At 66.3% G+C, this 22,654-nt stretch carries 23 protein-coding genes; 8 read left to right on the plus strand and 15 right to left on the minus strand.

The features are described from left to right. Positions 1-4: 4 nt before the first annotated feature. Entirely contained in the window at positions 5-721 is a 717-nt protein-coding gene (locus H7J93_RS27975; RefSeq protein WP_267309533.1) for a type 1 glutamine amidotransferase, read from the minus strand. Continuing rightward, positions 714-1,943: a Mur ligase family protein gene (locus H7J93_RS27980; RefSeq protein WP_267309534.1), complete on the minus strand. Its 1,230-nt coding sequence runs from the start codon at positions 1,941-1,943 to the stop codon at positions 714-716. Before H7J93_RS27980 ends, H7J93_RS27975 begins: the two co-directional genes overlap by 8 nt. 58 nt (positions 1,944-2,001) lie before the next feature. On the opposite strand from H7J93_RS27980, the gene H7J93_RS27985 reads away from it, so the two are divergent. Genes H7J93_RS27985 through H7J93_RS27995 form a run of 3 tightly spaced genes read left to right on the plus strand, consistent with a single transcriptional unit; the run spans position 2,002 to position 4,108 of the window. Continuing rightward, positions 2,002-3,048, plus strand: coding sequence for a DEDDh family exonuclease (locus H7J93_RS27985; RefSeq protein ID WP_267309603.1), 1,047 nt, complete (start codon positions 2,002-2,004; stop codon positions 3,046-3,048). A gap of 44 nt (positions 3,049-3,092) precedes the next feature. Beyond that, positions 3,093-3,542: a hypothetical protein gene (locus H7J93_RS27990; protein ID WP_267309535.1), complete on the plus strand. Its 450-nt coding sequence runs from the start codon at positions 3,093-3,095 to the stop codon at positions 3,540-3,542. Next, positions 3,542-4,108, plus strand: coding sequence for a TetR/AcrR family transcriptional regulator (locus H7J93_RS27995; RefSeq protein ID WP_267309536.1), 567 nt, complete (start codon positions 3,542-3,544; stop codon positions 4,106-4,108). Before H7J93_RS27990 ends, H7J93_RS27995 begins: the two co-directional genes overlap by 1 nt. Positions 4,109-4,116: 8 nt before the next feature. On the opposite strand, the gene H7J93_RS28000 is transcribed toward H7J93_RS27995, so the two are convergent. The 9 genes from H7J93_RS28000 to H7J93_RS28040 form a co-directional block, all read right to left on the minus strand. Next, positions 4,117-4,503: an SHOCT domain-containing protein gene (locus tag H7J93_RS28000; protein WP_267309537.1), complete on the minus strand. Its 387-nt coding sequence runs from the start codon at positions 4,501-4,503 to the stop codon at positions 4,117-4,119. Positions 4,504-4,738: 235 nt separating this feature from the next. After that, entirely contained in the window at positions 4,739-6,556 is a 1,818-nt protein-coding gene (gene leuA, locus H7J93_RS28005; RefSeq protein ID WP_267309538.1) for a 2-isopropylmalate synthase, read from the minus strand. Positions 6,557-6,717: 161 nt separating this feature from the next. Continuing rightward, the gene (locus H7J93_RS28010) at positions 6,718-7,365 is read right to left on the minus strand and encodes a helix-turn-helix domain-containing protein (protein ID WP_267309539.1); all 648 of its coding nucleotides are present in this window, start codon (positions 7,363-7,365) and stop codon (positions 6,718-6,720) included. Positions 7,366-7,373: 8 nt separating this feature from the next. Then, positions 7,374-8,561: an NAD(P)/FAD-dependent oxidoreductase gene (locus H7J93_RS28015; protein WP_267309540.1), complete on the minus strand. Its 1,188-nt coding sequence runs from the start codon at positions 8,559-8,561 to the stop codon at positions 7,374-7,376. Next, positions 8,558-9,916 (minus strand): FMN-binding glutamate synthase family protein, encoded by a 1,359-nt coding sequence (locus tag H7J93_RS28020; RefSeq protein ID WP_267309541.1) that lies wholly within the window; start codon positions 9,914-9,916, stop codon positions 8,558-8,560. Before H7J93_RS28020 ends, H7J93_RS28015 begins: the two co-directional genes overlap by 4 nt. Continuing rightward, the gene (locus tag H7J93_RS28025; RefSeq protein WP_267309542.1) at positions 9,916-10,605 is read right to left on the minus strand and encodes a GltB/FmdC/FwdC-like GXGXG domain-containing protein; all 690 of its coding nucleotides are present in this window, start codon (positions 10,603-10,605) and stop codon (positions 9,916-9,918) included. The genes H7J93_RS28020 and H7J93_RS28025 overlap by 1 nt, the downstream gene beginning before the upstream one ends. Then, positions 10,593-11,471 (minus strand): class II glutamine amidotransferase domain-containing protein, encoded by an 879-nt coding sequence (locus H7J93_RS28030; RefSeq protein WP_267309543.1) that lies wholly within the window; start codon positions 11,469-11,471, stop codon positions 10,593-10,595. The genes H7J93_RS28025 and H7J93_RS28030 overlap by 13 nt, the downstream gene beginning before the upstream one ends. Before the next feature lie 15 nt (positions 11,472-11,486). Then, a complete protein-coding gene (gene glnT / locus H7J93_RS28035; protein ID WP_267309544.1) occupies positions 11,487-12,800 on the minus strand; it encodes a type III glutamate--ammonia ligase in 1,314 nt (437 codons plus the stop codon). 87 nt (positions 12,801-12,887) lie between these two features. Further along, complete coding sequence (locus H7J93_RS28040) at positions 12,888-14,144, minus strand: ammonium transporter (protein ID WP_267309545.1); 1,257 nt, start codon at positions 14,142-14,144, stop codon at positions 12,888-12,890. A gap of 130 nt (positions 14,145-14,274) precedes the next feature. On the opposite strand from H7J93_RS28040, the gene H7J93_RS28045 reads away from it, so the two are divergent. The 4 genes from H7J93_RS28045 to H7J93_RS28060 all read left to right on the plus strand — a co-directional run bounded on the left by H7J93_RS28045 (position 14,275) and on the right by H7J93_RS28060 (position 18,280). Then, a complete protein-coding gene (locus H7J93_RS28045) occupies positions 14,275-14,730 on the plus strand; it encodes a hypothetical protein (RefSeq protein WP_267309546.1) in 456 nt (151 codons plus the stop codon). 126 nt (positions 14,731-14,856) lie between these two features. After that, positions 14,857-16,122 carry an aspartate kinase gene (locus H7J93_RS28050; RefSeq protein ID WP_267309547.1) on the plus strand — a complete coding sequence of 422 codons (1,266 nt, stop codon included), beginning with the start codon at positions 14,857-14,859 and terminating at the stop codon, positions 16,120-16,122. Next, a complete protein-coding gene (locus tag H7J93_RS28055) occupies positions 16,122-17,156 on the plus strand; it encodes an aspartate-semialdehyde dehydrogenase (protein WP_267309548.1) in 1,035 nt (344 codons plus the stop codon). The genes H7J93_RS28050 and H7J93_RS28055 overlap by 1 nt, the downstream gene beginning before the upstream one ends. Positions 17,157-17,161: 5 nt before the next feature. Further along, entirely contained in the window at positions 17,162-18,280 is a 1,119-nt protein-coding gene (locus tag H7J93_RS28060) for a glycoside hydrolase family 183 protein (RefSeq protein ID WP_372508058.1), read from the plus strand. On the opposite strand, the gene H7J93_RS28065 is transcribed toward H7J93_RS28060, so the two are convergent. Genes H7J93_RS28065 through H7J93_RS28080 form a run of 4 tightly spaced genes read right to left on the minus strand, consistent with a single transcriptional unit; the run spans position 18,277 to position 21,903 of the window. Further along, a complete protein-coding gene (locus H7J93_RS28065; RefSeq protein WP_267309549.1) occupies positions 18,277-18,975 on the minus strand; it encodes a GAF and ANTAR domain-containing protein in 699 nt (232 codons plus the stop codon). The genes H7J93_RS28060 and H7J93_RS28065 overlap by 4 nt on opposite strands. Positions 18,976-19,016: 41 nt before the next feature. Beyond that, entirely contained in the window at positions 19,017-20,108 is a 1,092-nt protein-coding gene (locus tag H7J93_RS28070; protein ID WP_267309550.1) for a M42 family metallopeptidase, read from the minus strand. After that, positions 20,108-20,389, minus strand: coding sequence for a DUF7218 family protein (locus tag H7J93_RS28075; RefSeq protein WP_267309551.1), 282 nt, complete (start codon positions 20,387-20,389; stop codon positions 20,108-20,110). The genes H7J93_RS28070 and H7J93_RS28075 overlap by 1 nt, the downstream gene beginning before the upstream one ends. Then, positions 20,386-21,903 (minus strand): FAD-dependent oxidoreductase, encoded by a 1,518-nt coding sequence (locus H7J93_RS28080; protein ID WP_267309552.1) that lies wholly within the window; start codon positions 21,901-21,903, stop codon positions 20,386-20,388. The genes H7J93_RS28075 and H7J93_RS28080 overlap by 4 nt, the downstream gene beginning before the upstream one ends. 254 nt (positions 21,904-22,157) lie before the next feature. Between H7J93_RS28080 and H7J93_RS28085 the strand changes: the two genes are divergently transcribed. Continuing rightward, positions 22,158-22,538 carry a hypothetical protein gene (locus tag H7J93_RS28085; protein WP_267309553.1) on the plus strand — a complete coding sequence of 127 codons (381 nt, stop codon included), beginning with the start codon at positions 22,158-22,160 and terminating at the stop codon, positions 22,536-22,538. Positions 22,539-22,654 lie beyond the last annotated feature (116 nt).

The following is a 22,654-nucleotide window of genomic DNA, read 5'->3' on the forward strand; positions in this document are numbered from 1 at the left end:
TGGTCTAGACGCGCCGGGGTGCGGCCAGTCGCTCCGTGCGCAGCAGGTCGACCTCGTCGATCTGCAACGGAGCGAGCTCGCCGACGACGCGCGACAGTAGATAATCCGCGAGCTGCGGATTGCGCGCCAGGCACGGCCCGTGCAGATACGTGGCGACGACGCCGCCCTGTACCGCCCCGTCGAAACCGTCGCCGGCTCGGTTGCCCGCCCCGCTGATGATCCGCGCCAACGGTCGCGCCGCGGGGCCGAGAACCGTTCCGCCGCGGTGGTTTTCGAAGCCCGTGAGGCGTTCCGTCAACTCGGGCAGCAGCGGCTGCGACACCACTTCACCGATCGTCCGCTTGTCCTGCGGGGACGTCGTCACGTCGAGCATGCCCACCCCGTCGACCCGCTCACCCGACGACGTCTCATACCAGTGACCCAGCACCTGGATGGCCGCGCAGATCGCGAGCACGGGCGCACCCCGCTCGGCCGCCTGCTGGAGACCCGGATACCGCTGCAGGTGCCGGGTAGCCAGCCGCTGCGCGTAATCCTCCGCTCCGCCAAGGGTGTACAGGTCCAGCTCGGCGGGCACGGGATCGGCCAGCGTGATCTCGACGATCTCCGCGTCGAAGCCGCGCAACCGCAGGCGCTGGCGCAACACCACGGAATTGCCGCCGTCGCCATACGTTCCCATCACGTCGGGCAGCACCAACCCGATCCGCACCGTCGATTCACGCATGGCGCGACAACGTTCTTTGCAGGGACAGGAACGCCGTGTAGTTGGCGACGACCTCGACGTGCCCCGGTGGGCATGACGTGATCGCCTCAACGGCGTTGTGCACCAACGTGTGTTTGACACCGGCGTAGCCCAGCCGGACCGCGAGATCGGTACCACGTTCGCCGGCGGCGACGACGGGCTTGTCGACGAAATGCTCGAAGTTGACGTCCCACAGCCACGACAGGTCCTCCCCGTCGGGCACCTGACCGTTCACCGAGATCACCACAGAGCCGGCGTCGGTGTCGACCATCGAAAGCGCCTCCTGCCAGCCCGCCGGGTTCTTGGCCAGCAGCATCCGCACCGTGTGCTGCCCCAGGCGCATCGTGCTGTAGCGGCCGGCCACCTCGTCGACGCCCGACACCGCGGCCACCGCGGCGGCGGGGTCCGCGCCCAGCGTGACCGCAGCGGCGACGGCCTGAGTCGCGTTGCCGCGGTTGACGTTCCCTGGCAGCGCCAACTCCATCGGCAACGACAAGCCGTGGGGGCCGTGGATGTGGGTGTCGTCGTACCACCACTGCGGCGACGGCCGCTTGAAATCCGTTCCCGTCGAATACCAGTGGTTGCCGTCGCGGACGATGACCTCGCCCGAACGCGGACAGCTCACCGAATCGTTCGCCCATCCGCCGCCGGCGGCCACCCAGACCACATTCGGGCTGTCATACGCCGCCGACGTCATCAGCACGTCGTCGCAATTCGCGATGACCACCGTCGAAGGATGACGTGCGAGACCGCCGCGAAGAGTCCGCTCGATGTGATTGATCTCACCGACGCGATCCAGTTGATCCCGGGACAGATTCAGCAGCACGATCACCGCGGGATCGAGAGCGTCCGCCACATGCGGGACGTGCATCTCGTCCACTTCGAGCGCCGCCAACGTCGCGTCACGCGAGCCCGCGAGGGCTGCGACCAACCCGGCATCCATGTTCGCGCCCTCGGCGTTTGTCGCGACCGGCCCGACGGTGCCCAGCGCGGCCGCGGTCATGCGTGTGGTGGTCGATTTGCCGTTCGTACCGGTCACGATCACCGTGCGACGTGCCTCGCCGAGCTGGCGCAGGATCGACTTGTCCAGCGACATCGCGACCAGACCACCGATCATCGCGCCCGCGCCACGACCGGTGACCCGCGACGCCCAACGCGCCCCGGCTCCGGCCGCGAGGGCGACTCGTCCGCGAATGGTGATCATCCCCGGCAGTCTAAAAGGGCAGAAGCAGGTGCCCGACACGCTGGCGAGTGATCCTGTGATGTCACCCGTCCGTGCCATCCTCGAAAACGTGAGCCAAACAGGTGCCGAAAGTCGGCGGCCCGGCTCCTGGGGCCGGCCGGCAGCCGAAGATGGCACAGGCTGGGCCGTCGTCGATGTGGAGACCTCCGGTTTCCACCCCGGACATGCGCGGGTCATCAGCATCGCGGCCCTGGCTCTCGGCGACGACGGCAACGTCGAGAAGAGCCTCTACACACTGCTCAATCCCGGCTGCGACCCCGGACCCACCCATGTTCACGGCCTCACCGCCGAGATGCTGGAGGGCCAGCCCTGCTTCGGCGACATCGTCGGCGATCTGATCGAACTGCTGCGCGACCGCACCCTGGTGGCGCACAACGTCGGCTTCGACTACTCGTTCCTGACCGCCGAGGCCGAGATGGTCGAGGCGGAACTGCCCATCGACAGCGCGATGTGCACCGTCGAACTGGCCCGCCGACTGGAGCTGGGCACCGAGAACCTGCGCCTGGAAACCCTTGCCGCGCATTGGGGTATCACGCAACTGAAGCCGCACGACGCGCTAGACGACGCGATGGTGCTCGCGCAGATCCTCAAGCCCGTATTGGTGCGCGCGCGCGAACGCAAGGTGTGGTTGCCGGTTCGTCCGCTGTCGCGGCGCGAGTGGCCGAACGGACAGGTGACACACGAGGAACTGCGACCGCTGAAGATGCTGGCGGCGCGGCTGCCATGCCCGTACGTCAACCCCGGCAGATTCGTCGCTGGCCGGCCGTTGGTCCAGGGCATGCGAGTGGCGCTGGCCGCCGAGGTCGACCGCACTCACGAGGAGCTCGTCGAGCGGATTCTGCACGCCGGACTGTCGTACGCGGACGCCGTCGACACCGAGACCTCGGTGATCATCTGCAATGAGGCCAATCCCGAGCACGGCAAGGGCTACCAGGCGCGTGAGCTGGGCATTCCGTCCATCACCGATCGCGATTTCATGAGCCAGCTCCACGCCGTCGTCGGAGGCAGCACCGTCGAGGAGTTCGCCGACGCCTCTCTGGGTGGCGACCAGTTGGCGCTCTTCTGACGGACCCCTTGTATCCACTACGAACGTAGTGGCACCTTCGGCGCATGACGATCACTACACATGTAGTACACCGCTCCCTTAGGGACACCTACCGCAGGCACGGTTACTTCTTCCGCGTAGTCGCGATCCTGACCATCGCGATGGGAGTGGGTTTGCACGTGTACCGGATTCTCTTCGGCGACGCGCTCACGCTCCAGTACGCGATGACGCCGACGACGGACAAGATCCTGCTGATACCGATGACGTACGCCGCGATCACCGGCATCGTGGGCTATCGCCGAATGGCGTTCGCCAACGGGCCGCACAAGGTGTTGATCACCGTGGCGATCGCGTACATCGCTCTCAGCGTTCCGCTTCACGTCTACTTCGGTGTGATCAAAGGCAACGTCGACTTCTATCTGACGTTCTTCCCGATGTGGTTCAGCTGGTTCCTGCTGATCCTGCCGTACCCAGCCTTCCTGACGGCGTTCGCGAAGCTGCACTATAAGAACTGATGTCCGCCAATCCCGAACGACGGAACCAGATCCTCGACGCCGCGATCGACATCCTCTGCGATGACGGCGTCGGGGGTCTTACGCATCGTCAGGTCGACAGTCGCGCCGGCCTCCCTGCCGGCACTACCTCGAACTACTTCCGCACCCGTCCTGCGCTGCTCGAAGCGACTGCGGCCAGAACCGTCGACCTGCATTGGCAACGCGTCGAACAACTGCAATCGGCGGTCGGTCCGCTGTCACGAGATGCGTTGGAGGCGTTGATAGTTCAACTGATCCATCCCAACGAACCGATGCGGCGGGTGACACTCGCGCGGTTCGAGCTCTTCATGGAAAGCACACGACGCCCGGAGTTGCAGCCGATGATGCGTGAACTCCAGGCGGCCGCAGTGAAGTCCGCGACGCTTATCGTCGAGGCCGCGGGCTTCACTCCGGCTCCTGAGAGGATGGAAGAACTCAGCAGGCTGCTCAACGGCCTGGTGTTCAGCAACCTCACCATCGCACCTGAGTCACGTGCGCTGGATATCGCCGGTCTGGTGGACCGACTGCTGAGCGCTTTCCTCGACTAGGAAAGCGACTAGGAAAGCGCTTTCGCCTTCAGGCTTTCGAACTCGGCCTGCGAGATCGTGCCCGCCTCCAAGAGCGCCTTGGCGTCCGCGATCTCCTGGGCGGGCGACCGGCCCGCGGCCTCTCTGATGTAGTCGTCGGTCGCCTTCTGGGCCGCCACCGCCGCGGCATGCGCCCGCTGCGCCATGCCCTTGCCGCGAGTCAACAGGTAGATCAATGCCCCGAGCCACGGGAACACGATCAGGAAGAACACCCAAATGGCTTTCACGACGCCGGACGTCTCATGGTCGCGCCAGAACAGATCGGTGAGGATTTGGAACAACACAATCAGGTAGGCGATCCATCCGAAGATGATGAGAAAGTGCCAGAGGAAATCCCACGTCGAACCCCAGTCCATGCCCGCTCCTTTGTCAACGGTCAGGTGCGCAATCTATTTGCGCGCCAGTCAGTTTACTTACAGGTGAAGCCGGCGGTGTCATTACGACGACACCGCCGGCTTCACCTCGACACGAGGCTGACGTGTTCAGCAGGATGCGCGACGGGCTTGGGTCGAGCAACCTCACCAGGCGTCCGAGAACGCGCAGGGTGCCGCCGGTCTTGTGAACCGGCTGCTGAGCGCCTTCCTCGACTGGCTAGCGTGACGCGCGGTTGACGGCCGACACGACGGCCCGAAGCGATGCGGTGGTAATCGATGTCGCGATGCCGACACCCCATACCGTCTTGCCGTTGATGGAGGCCTCGACGTATGCGGCGGCCTGGGCCTCCTCACCCGCCGACAGCGCGTGCTCGGAGTAGTCCAACACATGGACATTGATGCCGATGGCACCGAGCGCGTCGACGAACGCCGCGAGCGGACCGTTGCCCGCGCCGACGATCTCGCGCTCGACGCCGTCCACCTTCACCACCGCCTCGATGGTGTCGGTGCCGCCGTCCACCTCGGACGCGACCACCTTCTGGCGGATGCGCTCCAGCGGCCGAATCGGTGCCAGGTACTCCTCGGCGAAGACGTCCCACATCTCCTTGGGCGACACCTCGCCGCCCTCGCCGTCGGTGATCTTCTGGATCGCCTGGGAGAACTCGATCTGCAGTCGCCGTGGTAGGGCCAGGCCGTGGTCGGCCTTCATGATGTAGGCCACGCCGCCCTTACCGGACTGCGAATTCACCCGGATCACAGCCTCATACGTGCGTCCGACGTCGCGTGGGTCGATCGGCAGATAGGGGACCTGCCACAGGATGTCGTCGACGTCGGCGTCCTGCTCGTCGGCGGACACCTTCATGGCGTCCAGCCCCTTGTTGATCGCGTCCTGATGGCTGCCGGAGAAGGCGGTGTACACCAGATCGCCGCCGTACGGGTGGCGTTCGTGCACCGGCAGCTGGTTGCAGTACTCGACGGTGCGGCGGATCTCGTCGATGTTGGAGAAGTCGATCTGCGGGTCGACACCGCGGGAGAACAGGTTCATGCCCAGCGTGACGAGGCAGACGTTGCCGGTGCGCTCGCCGTTGCCGAACAGGCAGCCCTCAATCCGGTCGGCGCCGGCCTGATAGCCCAATTCCGCTGCGGCGACAGCGGTTCCGCGGTCGTTGTGCGGATGCAGACTCAGGATGATGGAGTCGCGGGGGGTCAGATGCCGATTCATCCACTCGATCGAATCGGCGTACACGTTCGGCGTGGCCATCTCGACGGTGGCGGGCAGGTTCACGATCAGCGGCACCTCGGGGGTGGGCTTGATGATCTCCGCCACCGCGTTGCAGACGTCGACGGCGTACTCGAGCTCGGTGCCCGTGTAGGACTCCGGCGAGTACTCGTAGCGCCACAGCGTGCCGGGGTACTTCTTCGCCTCTTCGACGCACATCCGCGCGCCGTCGGTGGCGATCTTCTTCACCGCCTCGCGGTCAGCGCGGAACACCACGCGCCGCTGCAGGATCGAGGTCGAGTTGTAGAAGTGCACGATCGCGCGCGGCGCGCCCTCGCAGGCCTGGAACGTGCGCTCGATCAGTTCCGGGCGGCACTGCGTCAGCACCTGGATGGTGACGTCGTCGGGGATGGCGCCCTCGGTGATGATCTCGCGGACGAAGTCGAAGTCGGTCTGGCTGGCCGAGGGGAAGCCGACCTCGATCTCCTTGTAGCCCATGCGTACCAGCAGGTCGAACATGCGGCGCTTGCGCTGCGGGCTCATCGGGTCGATCAGGGCCTGGTTGCCGTCGCGCAGGTCGACGGCGCACCACATGGGCGCGCGGTCGACGACCTTGTCCGGCCACGTGCGGTCGGGCAGCGTGACAGGCTCGACCTCCTGGGCGAACGGGCGGTACCTGCTGATGGGCATCGACGAGCCGCGCTGGGTGTTCCAGGCGGGCTGGCCAGGGTTGGGCGGACCTGCGGGTTTGGTCAGAGTGCGGACCGACGAGAAGGCGTCAGGTGAATCTGGTGCGGGTCGAGAGAAGGTGGTCACGATGGTTGCTCCGGGTTGTCGATGGAATCACGACCGGCGCATCGCGAACACCCGCGACGGGAAGCCGGTCTGATCAGACCCCGTCGCGGCTGCCGAGAAGGAGCACCCGCTGCACGCGTCCACTGTATCAAGCCCGCGCTCAGGGCAGAAATCCGAGGTCGTCAGAGCTGGGAGTCGGGGAACGCGATCACCGAGAGGAACCGGATCGGGACCTCCACCAGATCGACGGGCCCGTGCGCGCCCTCACCGTCGAACTGCAACGAGTCACCCGGGTTCAGCCTGTACACCGAGCGGCTGTGGCTGTAGTCCATGACGCCCTCCAGCATGTAGATGAACTCCGTCCCCGGATGCTGGAACAGCGGATAGGTCTGGCTCTTCGCCGAGAGCGTGACATGCAGACATTCCAGGCGTTTGTGCTCGCCCCGCAACGAGCCGAGCAGCTGGTACTCGTGGCCCTCCTTGGTGCCGTTGCGCACGATGCGAGCTCCCGTGCCCGCGGTGACGAACGCGGCGGGACGCTCGACATCGGCGCCGCGGAACAGGCTGGTGACCGGGACGTCGAGACCGTTGGCCAGAAGGGCCAGTGTGCTCAGGCTGCACGAGGTCTGGGCGTTCTCGATCTTGGACATCATCGCCTTCGAAATGCCCACCCGGGCAGCCATTTCGGCGACCGTCAGCCCGTTCTGCAGCCGCAGCTGGCGGACATTGCGCCCGATCGCGGCCTCCAACTCGAGTTCCTCGACGGGGGCTTGCGGATCGCGGTCGCGTGCGGTGCCGGATCGGTTGCGGAGCAGCGGGACGTCAGACATGGCTCACGTCAACGCATCTGTCCGGCACCGGAATACGGATACGGACTCGTGAGCAGGTCGCCCTCGGCGAATCGGGACAGCCGGAAGTCGGTTTCGGGGATCCGCGGGTCGCCGCTGCGGCCGTCGACGACGAGGTCGGCGATCAACTTTCCGACCGCCGGTGCGATCTTGAATCCGTGGCCACTGAATCCGGCGGCGATCACCAGTCCGTCGACGTCGGTCCTGCTGATGACGGGGTTCCAGTCGGGTGTGACGTCGTAGCAGCCGGCGTAGCTGCCGGTGATCGCGGCCGCGGTGAAGCCGGGGAACCTGGTGCCGACGCGTTCGACGGTGTTCTCGACGAACGCCTCGGTGGCGCGGTTGAGATAGGCGTCGGGGTCGGCGTCCTCGACGTCGGACAGATCGCTGTTCCCGAACAGCAGCTCACCGCCCAGTTCCGGGCGGATGTATTGCAGTGACACCAGATCAGAGAATACCGGCACGCTGCCGAGTTCGACGCCAGGCGCGATCGTCACGAGCTGTTCGCGAACCACCCGGATGGGCATGTCGATGCCGTACGGCGCCAGGAACGGCGACGTCCAGACACCTGTCGCGACAACCACCGTGCCGGCCGAGAGCTTCGTGCCGTCGGCCAGTCGCACGCCGGTGACCTTGTCCTGCTCGATCAGCAGGTCAGTCACGTTGGCGCCCTGAAGAATCCGCACACCGGCCGCCCGCGCGGAGACCGCGAAGGCCTGTGCCGTCTGGTAGGCATCGCCATACCCGCCGCGCGCCTCCCACGCGAAGGCCCCGAACGGAGTGAGGTCCGCATGCGGCCACAGCCTGGCGACCTCGGCGGCGTCGATCTCCTCGGTCTGCACGCCGACAGCGCGTTGGGCGGCGAGGCTCTTGCGCAGCGCGTCGGTGTCACCTTCGCCGACCCCGACCACGTAGCCGGTCTGCCGGAACCCGATGTCGGTGCCGAAGATCTCCTCAGCCTTCTCGAACACCTCGAGGCCGACGGTGGCCATCGCGGCCAGTGAGCTGACACCGTAGTGGCAGCGCACGATGCCGCTGGACTTGCCGGTCATGCCGGACGCAACGGTATTGCGTTCGGCCACAATCACATTGGTGACGCCACGTTGCGACAGCGCCCAGGCCGCGGCGGCCCCCTCGATGCCGCCGCCGACGATCACCACATCCGCATTTGTCGTCATCGGCCGGGAATCCATTCGGTACCGGCCAGCGGAACGCGGGCCATCGCGGCCGCCTCGATGGTGACGGCGACCAGGTCCTCCGGCTCGAGATGGCATACGTGGGACTTACCGCAGGCCCGCGCGATCGTCTGCGCCTCCATCGTCAGGACCCGCAGGTAGTTGGCCAACCGCCTGCCGCCTTCGACGGGGTCGAACCCTGACGCCAGCTCGGGATCCTGCGTACTGATCCCCGCCGGGTCGGTGCCGTCCTGGAAGTCGTCGAAGAACCCGGCTGCGCTGCCGAGCTTCTCGTATTCGGCCGCGTACCGCGGGTGGTTGTCGCCAAGGGCGATCAGCGCGGCCGTGCCAATGGCGACCGCGTCGGCTCCCAACGCCAGGGCCTTGGCCACGTCGGCGCCCGTCCGGATGCCGCCCGACACGATCAACTGCACTCCTGCTCTTCCCGTCGTTCCGCTCGCCCCGGTGCGATGTACTCCGAGCTCCTGCAGCGCCTGCACCGCCTGCGGTACCGCCGCGAGTGTCGGTATGCCGACGTGCTCGATGAACACCTCCTGGGTCGCCGCCGTGCCGCCCTGCATGCCGTCGACCACCACCACGTCGGCGCCCGCGTGCACCGCGAGCTTGACGTCGTAGTACGTGCGGGTGGCGCCGACCTTGACGTAGATCGGCTTCTCCCAGTCGGTGATCTCCCGCAGCTCGTTGATCTTGATGGTCAGGTCGTCGGGACCGGTCCAGTCGGGATGCCGGCACGCCGACCGCTGGTCGATGCCCTCGGGCAGGGTGCGCATGTCCGCGACGCGTGGCGAGATCTTCTGCCCCAACAGCATGCCGCCGCCGCCGGGCTTGGCACCCTGGCCGAGAACGACCTCGATCGCGTCGGCCTTGCGAAGATCGTCGGGATTCATCCCGTACCGCGACGGGAGATATTGGTAGACCAGGTATTTGCTCTGACCCCGCTCCTCAGGGGTCATCCCGCCGTCACCCGTCGTCGTGGACGTGCCGACCTCGCTGGCGCCGCGACCGAGCGCCTCCTTCGCCGGGCCGGACAGCGCCCCGAAGGACATGCCCGCGATCGTCACCGGGATATCAAGGTGCAGTGGATGTTTGGCGTAGCGATCACCGAGCACCACGTCGGTGTCACACCGTTCGCGGTACCCCTCCAGCGGATACCGCGACATCGACGCCCCGAGGAACAACAGGTCGTCGAAGTGGGGCAGTGACCGCTTGGCGCCCCAGCCGCGGATATCGTAGATGCCGGTGTCGGCGGCGCGGTGGATGGCCGCAATCGTCGACCTGTCGAACGTGGCTGATTCGCGCAGGCCCAGGCGGGCGCGATCGTCTGCGGTGTAGCTCATCAGTACGCCGCCGCGTTGTCGACGTGGAAGTGGTAGAGCGAACGGGCCGAACCATAGCGGGTGTAGTCGTTGGTGTCGTCGTCGAAACCCGCTGCCGTCAGGAGAGACTCGAGTTCGGCGTGGTGCTCTGGGCGCATCTCCTTGGGAACACAGTCGGCACCCAGCGATGCGACGTCGCCGCGGACGTAGAGGCGGGCCTCGTAGATCGAGTCACCGAGCGCCTCGCCGGCGTCGCCACGCACGACGAGTCGGCCCGCCTGCGCCATGAAGGCACTCATGTGCCCGACGTCACCGCCCACCACGATGTCGACTCCCTTCATCGAAATGCCGCACCGTGCAGCGGCTCTGCCCTCGATCACCAGCAGTCCGCCGTGCGCTGTGGCGCCTGCGGACTGGGATGCGCTGCCCTTGACCCAGACGGTCCCGCTCATCATGTTCTCCGCGACGCCGGTGCCCGCATTGCCGTCGATCGTGACGTGGGCCTGCTGGTTCATCCCGGCGGCGTAGTAGCCGACGTGGCCGTCGATGCGCACCCGGATCGGCGCATTGAGTCCGACGGCGACGTTGTGTGCGCCGTCGGGATGCGCGATGACGAAGTCGCCCGAGAGGCCGGGTGCATGCAGTGCGGCGTTCACCTCGCGCAGCGGAGTGGTCGCCAGGTCGAACGCGGTCGCTGTCACCGTCGCCACGCGTAGATCACCTCCGGTTCGGGCTCCCAGATCCTGGCCGTCTCCACACCGGGAAGCCCTGCCAGGGCGCGGTATTCGCTGCCCATCGCCACCCAGTCGTCGGTTTCGGCGATGACCGCGGGCTTGCATGCGATGGCGTCGCGGACCACGGCGAACGAATCCCGGTTCGACACCAGCAGCGTGTAGAAGCCGTCGAACACCGCGCACAGCTCCTTGAGTGCGGACTCGACGTCCCGACCGTCGGCAAGCTGCTTGGCGATGAAGCGGGCGCCGACCTCGGTGTCGTTCTCGCTGTCGAATGTCACTCCCGCCGCGCGCAATTCGCGGCGAATGGTGGCGTGGTTGGCGAAGGACCCGTTGTGCACCATGCACTGCTCGGGCCCGACGGCATACGGGTGGCAACCCGCGGGCGTCACCGCCGACTCCGTCGCCATCCTGGTGTGACCGACGCCCTGCCAGCCCTGTGCCTTCGCCAGTCCCCACCGTTCGGTGAGCAGTCGCGGATGGCCGACCCCCTTGAGGACGGCGAGGTCGGCGCCGAAACCCGCGACGAGTGCGTCCGGATAGGCGACTCGGGCGGCGGCCAGGATCTCCTCCGAAGGAGCCTGCGCGGTAAGGAGATACGTGGCGTCGAGCTGGGTGACCGAGACGCCGAGCGTCGCGGCCACCTCGTCCGGAGTCGCGTCGACCTCGAGCAGCGAAACGCAACCGTGTCCCGGCGGCGACCACGTCGGATCACCGTAGATCGCGACACCGGACGAGTCGCTGCCGCGATCGCCCATCTCGCACAACATGCCGGTCACCAGCTCCCCGAGCTGCGGGTGCAGGTCGGGGTTGCGCAGGTGCAGGCCCACAATGCCGCACATCGCGAATCCTCTCGTCTAGAAGGCGGTCAGGTAGTGGTCGATTTCCCACGGCGTGACGGCGCTGTGGTAGGCGAAGAACTCGTCGCGCTTGATGCTCGCGAAGTAGCTGGCCACGCCCTCACCCGCGGCGTCGAGCACCCCGATGACGACGGGGTCGGCCTCGAGCTCGTCGACGGCGTGCAGCAGCGTCGGCGGTAGCGCTGAACGGCCCAGGGAGCCAACATCTCCGGGATCGCTGCTTCGCTTGATGCCGTCGATGCCGGCACCGAGTGCCGCAGCGATCGCCAGGTACGGGTTCGCCGACCCGTCGCCACCGCGCAGTTCGACGCGCTGATCGTCGGGCACCCGGATGTAGTGGGTGCGGTCGTTGCCGCCGTAGCTCGGGGTGTTGGGCGACCACGAGGCGCCCGACGCCGTGCCGGTCGCGCGGGTCCGCTTGTAGGAGTTGACCGTTGGCGCGACGACGGCCTGCAACGCGCAGGCGTGATCGAGGATGCCGCCGATGAACGCGTACGCGGTCTCTGACAGTCCCAGGCCGCGCTCGTCGGGCACATCCGCTCCGGCGGGAAACACCGGCGACCCGCCGCTCGTCAGCGAAAGATGAAGGTGCAGACCGCTTCCCGTGCGGTCGGCGAACGGCTTGGGCATGAAGGTGGCGATCATGCCGCGCTCGGCGGCGATCATCGACAGCAGATAGCGCAGCGTGACGACTCGGTCGGCGGTGGTCAGCGCGTCGGCGAACTGGAAGTTCTGCTCGAACTGGCCGTTGCCGTCCTCGTGGTCGTTGGCGTAGTTGGACCAGCCGAGCCGGTTCATCGCCGTCGAGACCGCGGTGAGGTGGTCGTACATCCGGGTGACGCCGCGGGCGTCGTAGCACGGCTGCGCGGCGGTGTCGGCCGCATCTGCGGTGGACAGTGTGCCGTCGGCACCGCGATGCAGCAGGAAGTACTCGACCTCCGCGCCGACCCATGGTTCGAAACCGGCATCGGATGCCTGCTCGATGATCGCCTTGAGGATGACCCGGGGTGCGTAGGGCCACGGTTCGCCGTTGACGTGTGGGTCGCAGTGCACGATCGCCAGTCCCTCCTTGAGGAACGGGATCGGCGTGAAGGAGCCGGGGTCCGGGATGGCCATCAGGTCGGGGTCCTTGGGCTCCTGGCCCATGGCGCCGACGGCGTACCCCGCGAACCCGACGCCCTCGGTGGCGAGCAGGTCGACGGCCTCGACCGGCACCAGCTTGGCGCACGGCTTGCCGCGCAGGTCGATGAACAGCGCGAGGATGAACTTCGTCCCGGACTCTTCGGCCAGAGCTGCGAGATCGTTGGACATTGTGCGGAAACCTTGTCTCTTATCAGGAAACACGATACAGGTGGGCCGGCCGGCGCGGTCAGGTAGACCGCGCCGGTCGGCTACGGGTCAGGCAGGCTGCAGTTCGTACGACGATTCGCGATGGAACTTGGCGTCGATGCCCTCTTCTTCTTCCTCGGGCGAGATGCGAATGCCCACCGTCTTCTTCATGACGAAGGCGATCGCGAACGCGATGGCGAACGAGTACACCATGACCGCGCCCGCGGCCACCGCCTGCTTCCACAGCTGGTCGACGCCGCCGCCGTAGAACAGACCGTTGACACCGTTCGGCATGCCCTCGCTGGCGAAGAAGCCGATCAACAGCGTGCCGATCAGGCCGCCCACCAGGTGGACGCCGACGACGTCAAGCGAGTCGTCGTAGCCGAAGCGCTCTTTGAGGCCGACGGCGTACACGCAGACCGCACCGGCGATGCCACCGACGAAGATCGCCCCGATCGGGGTGACCGCGCCGCAGGCCGGGGTGATCGCGACCAGGCCGGTGATTGCACCCGACGCTGCGCCGACACCCGTGACGTGGCCGTCCTTGATCTTCTCGACGGCGATCCAGGCCAAAACCGCTGCGCAGGTGGCGACGAACGTCGTGACCATGACCATGGCCGCCGAATCGCCGGCCGACAGGGCCGAGCCACCGTTGAAGGCGTACCAACCGGCCCACAGCAGACCCGCGCCCAGCAGTGTCAACGGCACGTTGTGCGGCTTGCGCTTACCGAACATCGCGGACTCGCCGAGCACGATCGCGACGGCCAGCGCCGCAGCGCCTGCGTTGATGTGCACCGCGGTGCCACCGGCGAAGTCGACGGCGCCCAGCTTGTTGGCGATCCAGCCGCCGACCGAGTTCTCGGTCACCACGCCGTCGAACGAGAACACCCAGTGCGCGACGGGGAAGTAGACCAGCACCGCCCACAGCGTGGCGAACCCCATCCAGGCGCCGAACTTCATCCGGTCGGCCACCGCACCCGAGATGAGCGCGACAGTGATGCCCGCGAACAGCGCTTGGAACACTGCGAAAAGGCTGATCGGCAATCCGAGGACGGTGGTCTGCGCTTCGAGTAGGTCGGTCAGGCCCGCGAACTCGGTCGGATTACCGACGAACCCGCCGTACGAGGTGCCGAACACCATCGAGAACCCGAAGAGCACCCACAGCAGGCCCACGATCGCGACCGCGCCGAAGGTCATCATCATCATGTTGGTCGAGCTCTTCACGGACACCATGCCGCCGTAGAACAACGCGAGCCCGGGAATCATCAGCGTGAGGCCGATGATGCAACACAGCATGAATGCCGTGGTGCCTGTGTCTACGTCCATGTACGTCTCCTGGAGTGAGGCGGCCCGCCAGACGGGCCGTTCACTGTCAGTAACCAATGTTTCTGTTACGTAGACTCACGTGCGATGTTGCCTGCAGGTTAAAAACTGACGGGTCGCTAGAGTTTCTGCGATGAGACTTGATCGACGGTGGTGGGTCGCCATCGGCGTCGTGGTCGTCGTCGCCATCGCGGTCGTGGCGTCCAATACGTTCTTCAACCGGACGCCCGAGGAGTGCAAGCCCGTCCAGGCCTTCCTCGAATTCAACAAGTCGCAGGGTGACTTGATCGACTCGAAGGCCAGCGACAGCGACCCGGCCGTGCCGACCGTCGCCGAGGACGCCGTCTACCAACAGTGGGCCGATGGCCTGGCGCAGCGCGCCCAGGAGATCAGTGACCTCGACCTGGCGGCCACGGCGATCCAGGTCGCCCACTCGGCCTCACAGTTCGTCGCGATGCTGCCGCGGATGCGGGTCGAAGCCGAACACCACAAACAGGGCACGCCCGCACCGCCGGTCTACTTCGAGATGACGATGCTCAACAAGCGCATCACCGACGGGCTCACCGAGCTGGCTGACGCCTGCGACTGACGGTCGCGGACGCCCGAGATTCGCCGGGACGACCGGCGGAGTAAATGGGATGCACCAAGCCCTTATCCTTGATGGGACTGTGCTGGACCGATAGGCGCGGTCCCGACCATTTGAAAGGCATCAACAGTGGCGCTCGTCGTGCAGAAGTACGGCGGATCCTCGGTTTCCGACGCCGAGCGGATCCGCCGCGTCGCCGAGCGCATCGTCGAGACGAAGAAGGCCGGCCATGACGTGGTCGTGGTGGTGTCGGCGATGGGCGACACCACCGACGACCTGCTGGATCTGGCCCGTCAGGTGTCGCCCGCGCCGCCGGCCCGCGAGATGGACATGCTGCTGACCTCGGGTGAGCGCATCTCCAACGCGCTGGTCGCGATGGCCATCGACTCGCTGGGCGCCCAGGCACGCTCGTTCACCGGTTCGCAGGCCGGCGTGATCACCACCAGCACGCACGGCAACGCCAAGATCATCGACGTCACCCCCAGCCGCCTGCAGGACGCGCTCGCCGAAGGACTGATCGTGCTGGTTGCCGGGTTCCAGGGCGTCAGCCAGGACAGCAAGGACGTCACCACGCTGGGCCGCGGCGGTTCGGACACCACCGCGGTGGCACTGGCCGCGGCGCTGAACGCCGACGTGTGTGAGATCTACACCGACGTGGACGGCATCTTCACCGCCGATCCGCGGATCGTGAGCAACGCCCGCCACCTCGACACCGTGAGTTTCGAGGAGATGCTCGAGCTGGCCGCGTGTGGCGCCAAGGTGCTGATGCTGCGATGCGTGGAATACGCCCGTCGCTACGACGTTCCGATTCACGTCCGCTCGTCGTACACCGACAAGCCGGGAACTCTTGTCAAAGGATCGATGGAGGACATCCCCATGGAAGACGCCATCCTCACCGGCGTAGCGCACGACCGTAGCGAGGCGAAGGTCACCGTCGTCGGTCTGCCCGACGTTCCGGGGTACGCCGCCAAGGTGTTCCGCGCGGTCGCCGACGCCGACGTGAACATCGACATGGTGCTGCAGAACATCTCCAAGATCGAGGACGGCAAGACCGACATCACGTTCACCTGCTCGCGGGAGAGTGGACCGGGTGCCGTGGAGAAGCTCACGTCCCTGCAAGGCGAGATCGGTTTCTCCAAGGTGCTTTACGACGACCACATCGGCAAGGTGTCGCTCGTCGGCGCGGGTATGCGCAGTCATCCAGGAGTCACCGCGAGGTTCTGCGAGGCGCTCGCGGAGGTCGGGGTGAACATCGACCTGATCTCCACCTCCGAGATTCGAATCTCGGTGCTGGTCAAGGACACTGAGCTGGACAAGGCGGTCGTCGCGCTGCACGAGGCGTTCGGCCTCGGCGGTGACGAGGAAGCGGTTGTCTACGCGGGGACGGGACGCTAATGGTCAACATCGGTGTGGTCGGCGCGACCGGGCAGGTCGGCCAGGTCATGCGCACGCTGTTGGAAGAGCGCGAATTCCCTGCCACCAGCGTGCGGTTCTTCGCATCGTCGCGTTCGCAGGGTAAGAAGCTGCCGTTCCGTGGCCAGGAGATCGAGGTCGAGGACGCCGAGACCGCCGACCCCACCGGCCTGGACATCGCGCTGTTCTCCGCGGGCGCCACGATGTCACGGGTTCAGGCACCGCGGTTCGCCGAGGCGGGTGCCGTGGTCATCGACAACTCGTCGGCATGGCGCAAGGACCCGGATGTGCCGCTGGTGGTCAGCGAGGTCAACTTCAAGCGGGACGCCGGGCATCGGCCCAAGGGCATCATCGCCAACCCCAACTGCACCACCATGGCCGCGATGCCAGTACTCAAGGTCCTGCACGACGAGGCTTCCCTGGTCCGCATGATCGCGTCGACCTACCAGGCGGTGTCGGGCAGCGGGATCGCGGGCGTTGACGAACTGCACGCCCAGGCCAGCGCCGTCGTCGCCAACAGCAAGGAGTTGGTGGCCGACGGAAGCGCGCTCGACTTCCCTGCGCCCGCGAAATACGTTGCGCCGATTGCGTTCAACGTGGTGCCGCTGGCCGGCTCCTATGTGGACGACGGCTCCGGTGAGACCGACGAGGACCAGAAGCTGCGCAACGAGAGCCGCAAGATCCTCGGCATTCCCGACCTCCTCGTCAGCGGGACGTGTGTCCGGGTGCCGGTGTACACGGGCCACTCGCTGTCGATCAACGCCGAGTTCGCCGAGCCGCTGTCGGTGGCGCGTGCCACCGAGCTGCTTGCCGATGCGCCAGGGGTGAAGCTGGTCGACGTGCCGACGCCGCTGGCGGCCGCCGGTATCGACGAGACGCTGGTGGGTCGCATCCGCCAGGACCCGGGTGTGCCGGATGGTCGCGGGCTCGCGCTCTTCCTATCGGGTGACAACTTACGAAAAGGCGCGGCGCTGAACACGATTCAGATCGCCGAGCTGCTGGCCGCGGAGCTCTAACGCCCTTGCGCCGGTCAGCAGGTCTCCTCTCGGTTGTTCTCTGCTGCAGTCTGGTCACGGCGACAGTCGCCAACGCCGACCCGCCGGTGCCCGCGCCTGACCCGATCCTGCATCCCCTCGCCCCTGGCCAGGTTGTGCGGATCGCTCCCACAGCCGGAACAGGCACCCCTACAAGGGATTACGGCATCGGTGCGACGGACCTCTGCGAGTTCATGGAGTTCCCGAGTGGCATCCTGCAGGTCTGCGGCGACAGCTTCGCCGGCCAGGCCGTCGGCTTCGGCGGCTGGCACTCACCCATCGCGTTGCATGTCGAGACGGATTCGATCGACGACCCGAGCGGGGTGCGGTACGACGGCGTCACGGGAACAGACCGGCCACTGCTGGCGGACCCCACCGAGCCCGGTACGTCGCAGTTGCCTGCCGGCGTCGTGCAGATCAACCGTGAGAACTACCTGATGGTCACCACGGTCCGCGACCTCAATCCATTGACTTCTCGATTGGTGAAAGCCGATCCGGCGCGGGGCAATTGGCCGACGCTACCGGGTTCCGAGCGCGATGCCTCCTACGCGGACTCGCGGCAGTCGCAGATCAGCGGATATTACGACCCCATCCCCAGGTCGGATTCCAAGACCGGCTGGGTGTACATCGTCGCCAACAACTTCGACCGCACCGGACCGATGGTGCTGTACCGCGCCCGGCCCGAGACCTTCACCGACCGCTCCAGTTGGCAGGGCTGGTCGCAGGAACTGGGCTGGGGGCATGCGCCGACGCCGTTGTGGCCGGACATGACCGGCGAGATGAGCATCCGACAGATCGACGGTAAGACCGTGCTGTCGTACTTCAACGCCACCACCGGAAACATGGAAGTACGTGTGGCCCACGATCCGACGGGTCTGGGGACCGCACCGGTGACCACCGTCGTCGTCGCCACGGAATGGCCGGACCCCGTGGAAGACCTTGGGCCACCGGAGCACAACCGGCTGGCGCAGCCCTATGGCGGATACATCTCGCCCGGCTCCACACTCGACGAGCTACGGGTTTTCATCAGCCAGTGGAACACCGCTCCCCGCGGCGGGGCGCCGTACCGCGTCATCCAATTCGCGGTGAACCCGTTCAAGCCCTAGTCGGCACCCACGCCGCGTTCGTGTTCTTCGACCAGCCAGCGGGCCACATCGGCGAGCTTCATGTTGACGTCCTGTGAGGCGCGGGTCAGCATGGCGAACGCCTGCACACCCGTGAGGTTATTGCGCTGCATCAGCAGCCCTTTGGCCTGACCAATGATGTCGCGACTGGCCAGGCCGGCCTGGAACTGGTGCTCGGCGGCCGCACCCGCCATTGCGACCGCGGCGTGCTGAGCCAGGATCAAGCCGATATCCAATGAATCCTCGGTGAACCCGCCGGTTTCGGCGCCGTACAGGTTGAGGGCGCCAAGATTGTTGCGACGCACGAACAGTTGAAACGACAACAGGCTGCGGACACCCAATTGCAATGCCGCAGTGGCGAACTGAGGCCAGCGGGTGTCGGTGCTCATGTCGGTGATGTGCACTGTGGTTTGCTCTTTGAGCGCCGAGAGCGAAGGCCCGTCGCCCAGCTCCGTTTGCAGGTCGTCGAGTTTTGCCACAACTGGATCGGTCGGTACCTCGGGCACTACCCGGTTGCCTTCGATGAGCGAGATGCCGGCCCACTGGGCCCCGGGCACGATCTTTGCGGCCGCGTCGACGATCGCGCGCAAGGTGTCGGTGGTATCCCGCTGGCCCTGCATTTCCACCGCGAGATCGCCCAGCGTCTGGGCGAGTCGGTGACCGGCTTCTTCCGGCATGAGTTCAGGTATACCCCGAACCGGGGTCGTCTAGTCAAACCTCACTGCGCAGGTCTGCGTCGTTCCTGCTGGTAGGAGACCATGAACTCGGTGAGGACTGTGACCATTGCAGGGATCGCATCGCGTGCGATGACCTCGTAGCCGTGTGTGCTCAACGTGGGCAGACACAGCAGACCGGCCTTCGGCGAGAGGCCGGAAGCTTTCGCATGAGAGGCGTCCGACTCGAACGCCCCCAGTACTGCCGGCTGCGGTGCGAGGCCACGCTCGGCGGCGATCTGCATCAGCCGGTCCGCGACGTTCTTGTCGTACACGCACTCGGCGTCGCTGTAGGCGATGATCGGGCCACCGGTGACACTCGTGCCGTACTCCGCCTCGGTCGGACCGACCTCCAGCGCCAGCGTCAAGTCGCCGGGCAGCGAACTGCTGGCATAAGAGCCGCCGACACCGCCGATCTCCTCGCCGGTGGTGAAAACGACGTACACATCGGCGTTCGGTCGCCGGCCACCGGCGCGCAGCTCTCGTACCGTCTGCAGCAATGCGGTTGCGGGCGCGCGATCGTCCATGAAGTACGAACCGAGGTACTCGCCGACCTCCACCAGTGTGCGCCTGCTGCTTTCGATGCACACCCGGGTCCCGGGCCGCACGCCCGCCTCCGACAGCTCGTCGGTGGTGCGGCCGGTGAAGACGTAGACGTGGGACCAGTCCAATGCCTTATCGCCCTGATCGGGTTTGGTCTCCCAGATCCGTTGGCTTTCCTTCGTAGTGTGTTCCGAGCCCAAAGACAGGACACCACAAAGGGTTTGACGATCGCCGAGGATCGCGACGGGGCCGAGACCGAAGTTGGCGGGGTACATGGTGCCCAGTTGGCTCATGTGCAGCGTGCCATCGGGCTCCACGCGTTTGACGAGCATCGAAAGTTCGTCCATGTGCGCCATGACCCTCAGTGCTGAGGCACCCCCACTGCCGCGGACGAGGCCGACCACGTTGCCGGCCTCGTCGATCCACGACTCATCGACGGTGGAGGCCAGTTCGCGCAAGCACACCTCGCGTACCGCGTCCTCCTGGCCGGATGGCCCGTACGCCCACAGGAGCTCTTGCAACAGGTCGCGGTCCAGCTCGGTTTGACCGGTCACTAGCTGGACTTCTTGCCGCCTTTGCGCCCGGCTGCCTTCTTCTGCGACTGGTTGCCGCCGCTGCCGCTACCGCTGCTTCCAGAACTCTTGCCGCCCCTACTCGAGGCGCCCGGTGAGTTCGAGATCGCCGCTGCGCGCGACTTGCTCATGCCCTGCTTGCGCAGTCCCTCGTATTGCTTGTCGTTCTTGACGCTGGATCCGTGGTCTTTGGCCATCATCCCGCTCCTTCCGAACGAGGGACGGATACCCGATTTCGACGTGGGCACACGCTCGGCGGTCACGGTCGTGCTGTGAGCCCCTTTGTGGCAGGCCCCTCGATGAGGGTTCCGTCGGGCGCGAAGCGGGAGCCGTGCAGCGGGCAGTCCCACGAGCAGTCGGCGTCGTTCCACTTCACGATGCCGCCGAGATGCGGACACACCGGCGAGACGATGCGGGTCGTGCCGTCGACCACGCTCTTGGCCTGCAGGTGCCACGGCGGCCCGCTGACCAGGCCTTGTCCCTCACTCGGAGTCACGCCGGACGCGGTGATCGGCGAGACCCATCCCTTCGCCAGGTTGAAACCGACCTCGAGGTTCGCCATCAGCGCGGTGCTGATGCCTGCGGCTTCGTGTGGGCTCCAACTCGCGAACGCGCGCCGCCAGTCCATCCTGCCGCCGAGTATCTGAGACGAAAGCGCCAGTGCCGCAGCGACACCATTCGACATGCCCCACTTGTCGAACCCTGTGGCAACGAAGATCTTGTCGAACCTGGGCAACAGCGGCCCGACATAGGGGAGTTCATCCACCGGGTGGTAGTCCTGCGCGGACCAGAAGTGAGTCTGAACCGCGCCGGGATAATGCAGGGCAGCCCATTTCGCGAGGTCCTCGATATCCGAAGCGGGCGAATCGGCACGGCCGACGGTGTGCCCCGCGCCGCCGACGACGAGCTTCTCTCCTTCGGCGGTCGGCGCGTAGCGCACCGACCGGGTCGGGGAGTCGACGGAGATGAACATCGGCCGCGTGATGTCCCCGGGTACGTCGAAGGCCAAACAGTAGGACCGCTGCGGTTTCACCCGCGCGAAGAATCCGCCGCGGTCCAGAATCGGAATCCCGGTGGCCAACACACACTGCGCGGCGGATAGCGAAATCTGTTGTTGCTGTGGACCTTCGGCCGATGCTGGCACGCGGACCGAGATCCGTAGTGGCCCTGTGCCGGAAACCGACGCGACGCGCACACCTTGTAGCAGCGTGCCGCCGTGGGATTCGAGTTCGGTCACGAGGCTGTTCAGATACGGCATGGGGTCGAGCTGCGCCTGGTCGCGCAGTCGCACGCCGCCGCGGAACGGAAAGGGCACGTCGGCGTGCTCTACCCACTCGGCGCCGTCGAGGCCCGCCTCGCGGCACGCCTGCAGCACCGACTTGGCGGTGTCCAGGCCGTCCGCGTTCTGCGCGTACGCGTAGTCGTCTTCGCGCTGCACATGCAGGCCGTGGTCGTCGTAGTAGCGGAGCAGCCAGTCGCGGCCTTCGGTGTTGCCGGTGACGTAGTCGCGCAGAATCTCCTGCCCGTGTTTGGAGGCGATCCGCGACAACTTGGTCCCTTGCAGCAGGCTGACTTTCCCGGTGGTGTTGCCGGTCGCGCCTGCCCCGACGTGGCGGGCTTCGACGACGGTCACCCGCTTTCCCGCCTTGGCGAGCAGCACAGCTGTTGTCAGGCCGGTGATTCCGGCGCCGACGACCACCACGTCCGAGGATGCTCCGTCGACATCGGGCGGGGTCGTGACGGGTTCGGTCTGATCGTCGAGCCATAGCGAGGACATGAGGCCACACCTACCCGGCGTACGTCCGCTCAAACGCGAGACGCCGGTTGTAACCGCACGGCGGGAATTCGGCCGCGATCGCACCATGGCGTTACGCACGCCGCGGTGTGCGGATCGCCGCCTTGCCCGACGGATAGCAAAACCTTCCCCGACAGAAGCGAAGTCTGTCTTGCGAGCGATTACGGTCGGCCCGCCATCTCGGGACTATTTCTTCAGCAACGACGCACCGAATCCCACTCCCGACAGGAACTCCAATGACCAAGTCGATAAAGAGCTTCAAGTACGCTGCGACGCTCGTCGGTGCGCTGGCCGTGCTCGCCATCGCGCCGGCGACCGCCTTCGCCACAGACAATGACGATTCCGGCCCCGGCGGCTGCAACTACACCGACGCCGACGGCTACAACATCCCGATCCACAACGGTGAGGACGTCTTCGTTGACGGCAAGATCGTCTCGTGCCGTAACGGCTCGGTCGTCGTCACCACGGCCCCCGCGCGGGATTCGGACGTGCGCGGCCCGCTGGCAGGCGGCAACCTGCCGGTGCTGACCGAAGCCGGACCTTCGGAGCCCTCCAGGCCGGTGACTCCGAAGCGTCCGCTGTTCGACAAGGCGCCGATCCTGATCGCCACGCCCTGACACCCCCATATGTTCGGCCCGCCATCTGCACGGTGGCGGGCCGAACTCATGTCGCAGGGCTTACACAGCGGATTCATAGGTGATACATGACTCGCACATCAATACGGTCTGCATGA

It is taken from the genome of Mycobacterium barrassiae (genome assembly GCF_025822765.1).
GTDB lineage: Bacteria > Actinomycetota > Actinomycetes > Mycobacteriales > Mycobacteriaceae > Mycobacterium > Mycobacterium barrassiae.

Bases quoted from the DNA above. Each gene is read 5' to 3' on its own strand.
- H7J93_RS27975 (WP_267309533.1), bottom strand. From the start codon at position 721: ATGCGTGAATCGACGGTGCGGATCGGGTTGGTGCTGCCCGACGTGATG.
- H7J93_RS27980 (WP_267309534.1), bottom strand. From the start codon at position 1,943: ATGATCACCATTCGCGGACGAGTCGCCCTCGCGGCCGGAGCCGGGGCG.
- H7J93_RS27985 (WP_267309603.1), top strand. From the start codon at position 2,002: ATGTCACCCGTCCGTGCCATCCTCGAAAACGTGAGCCAAACAGGTGCC.
- H7J93_RS27990 (WP_267309535.1), top strand. From the start codon at position 3,093: ATGACGATCACTACACATGTAGTACACCGCTCCCTTAGGGACACCTAC.
- H7J93_RS27995 (WP_267309536.1), top strand. From the start codon at position 3,542: ATGTCCGCCAATCCCGAACGACGGAACCAGATCCTCGACGCCGCGATC.
- H7J93_RS28000 (WP_267309537.1), bottom strand. From the start codon at position 4,503: ATGGACTGGGGTTCGACGTGGGATTTCCTCTGGCACTTTCTCATCATC.
- H7J93_RS28010 (WP_267309539.1), bottom strand. From the start codon at position 7,365: ATGTCTGACGTCCCGCTGCTCCGCAACCGATCCGGCACCGCACGCGAC.
- H7J93_RS28015 (WP_267309540.1), bottom strand. From the start codon at position 8,561: ATGACGACAAATGCGGATGTGGTGATCGTCGGCGGCGGCATCGAGGGG.
- H7J93_RS28020 (WP_267309541.1), bottom strand. From the start codon at position 9,916: ATGAGCTACACCGCAGACGATCGCGCCCGCCTGGGCCTGCGCGAATCA.
- H7J93_RS28030 (WP_267309543.1), bottom strand. From the start codon at position 11,471: ATGTGCGGCATTGTGGGCCTGCACCTGCGCAACCCCGACCTGCACCCG.
- glnT (WP_267309544.1), bottom strand. From the start codon at position 12,800: ATGTCCAACGATCTCGCAGCTCTGGCCGAAGAGTCCGGGACGAAGTTC.
- H7J93_RS28040 (WP_267309545.1), bottom strand. From the start codon at position 14,144: ATGGACGTAGACACAGGCACCACGGCATTCATGCTGTGTTGCATCATC.
- H7J93_RS28045 (WP_267309546.1), top strand. From the start codon at position 14,275: ATGAGACTTGATCGACGGTGGTGGGTCGCCATCGGCGTCGTGGTCGTC.
- H7J93_RS28055 (WP_267309548.1), top strand. From the start codon at position 16,122: ATGGTCAACATCGGTGTGGTCGGCGCGACCGGGCAGGTCGGCCAGGTC.
- H7J93_RS28065 (WP_267309549.1), bottom strand. From the start codon at position 18,975: ATGCCGGAAGAAGCCGGTCACCGACTCGCCCAGACGCTGGGCGATCTC.
- H7J93_RS28080 (WP_267309552.1), bottom strand. From the start codon at position 21,903: ATGTCCTCGCTATGGCTCGACGATCAGACCGAACCCGTCACGACCCCG.
- H7J93_RS28085 (WP_267309553.1), top strand. From the start codon at position 22,158: ATGACCAAGTCGATAAAGAGCTTCAAGTACGCTGCGACGCTCGTCGGT.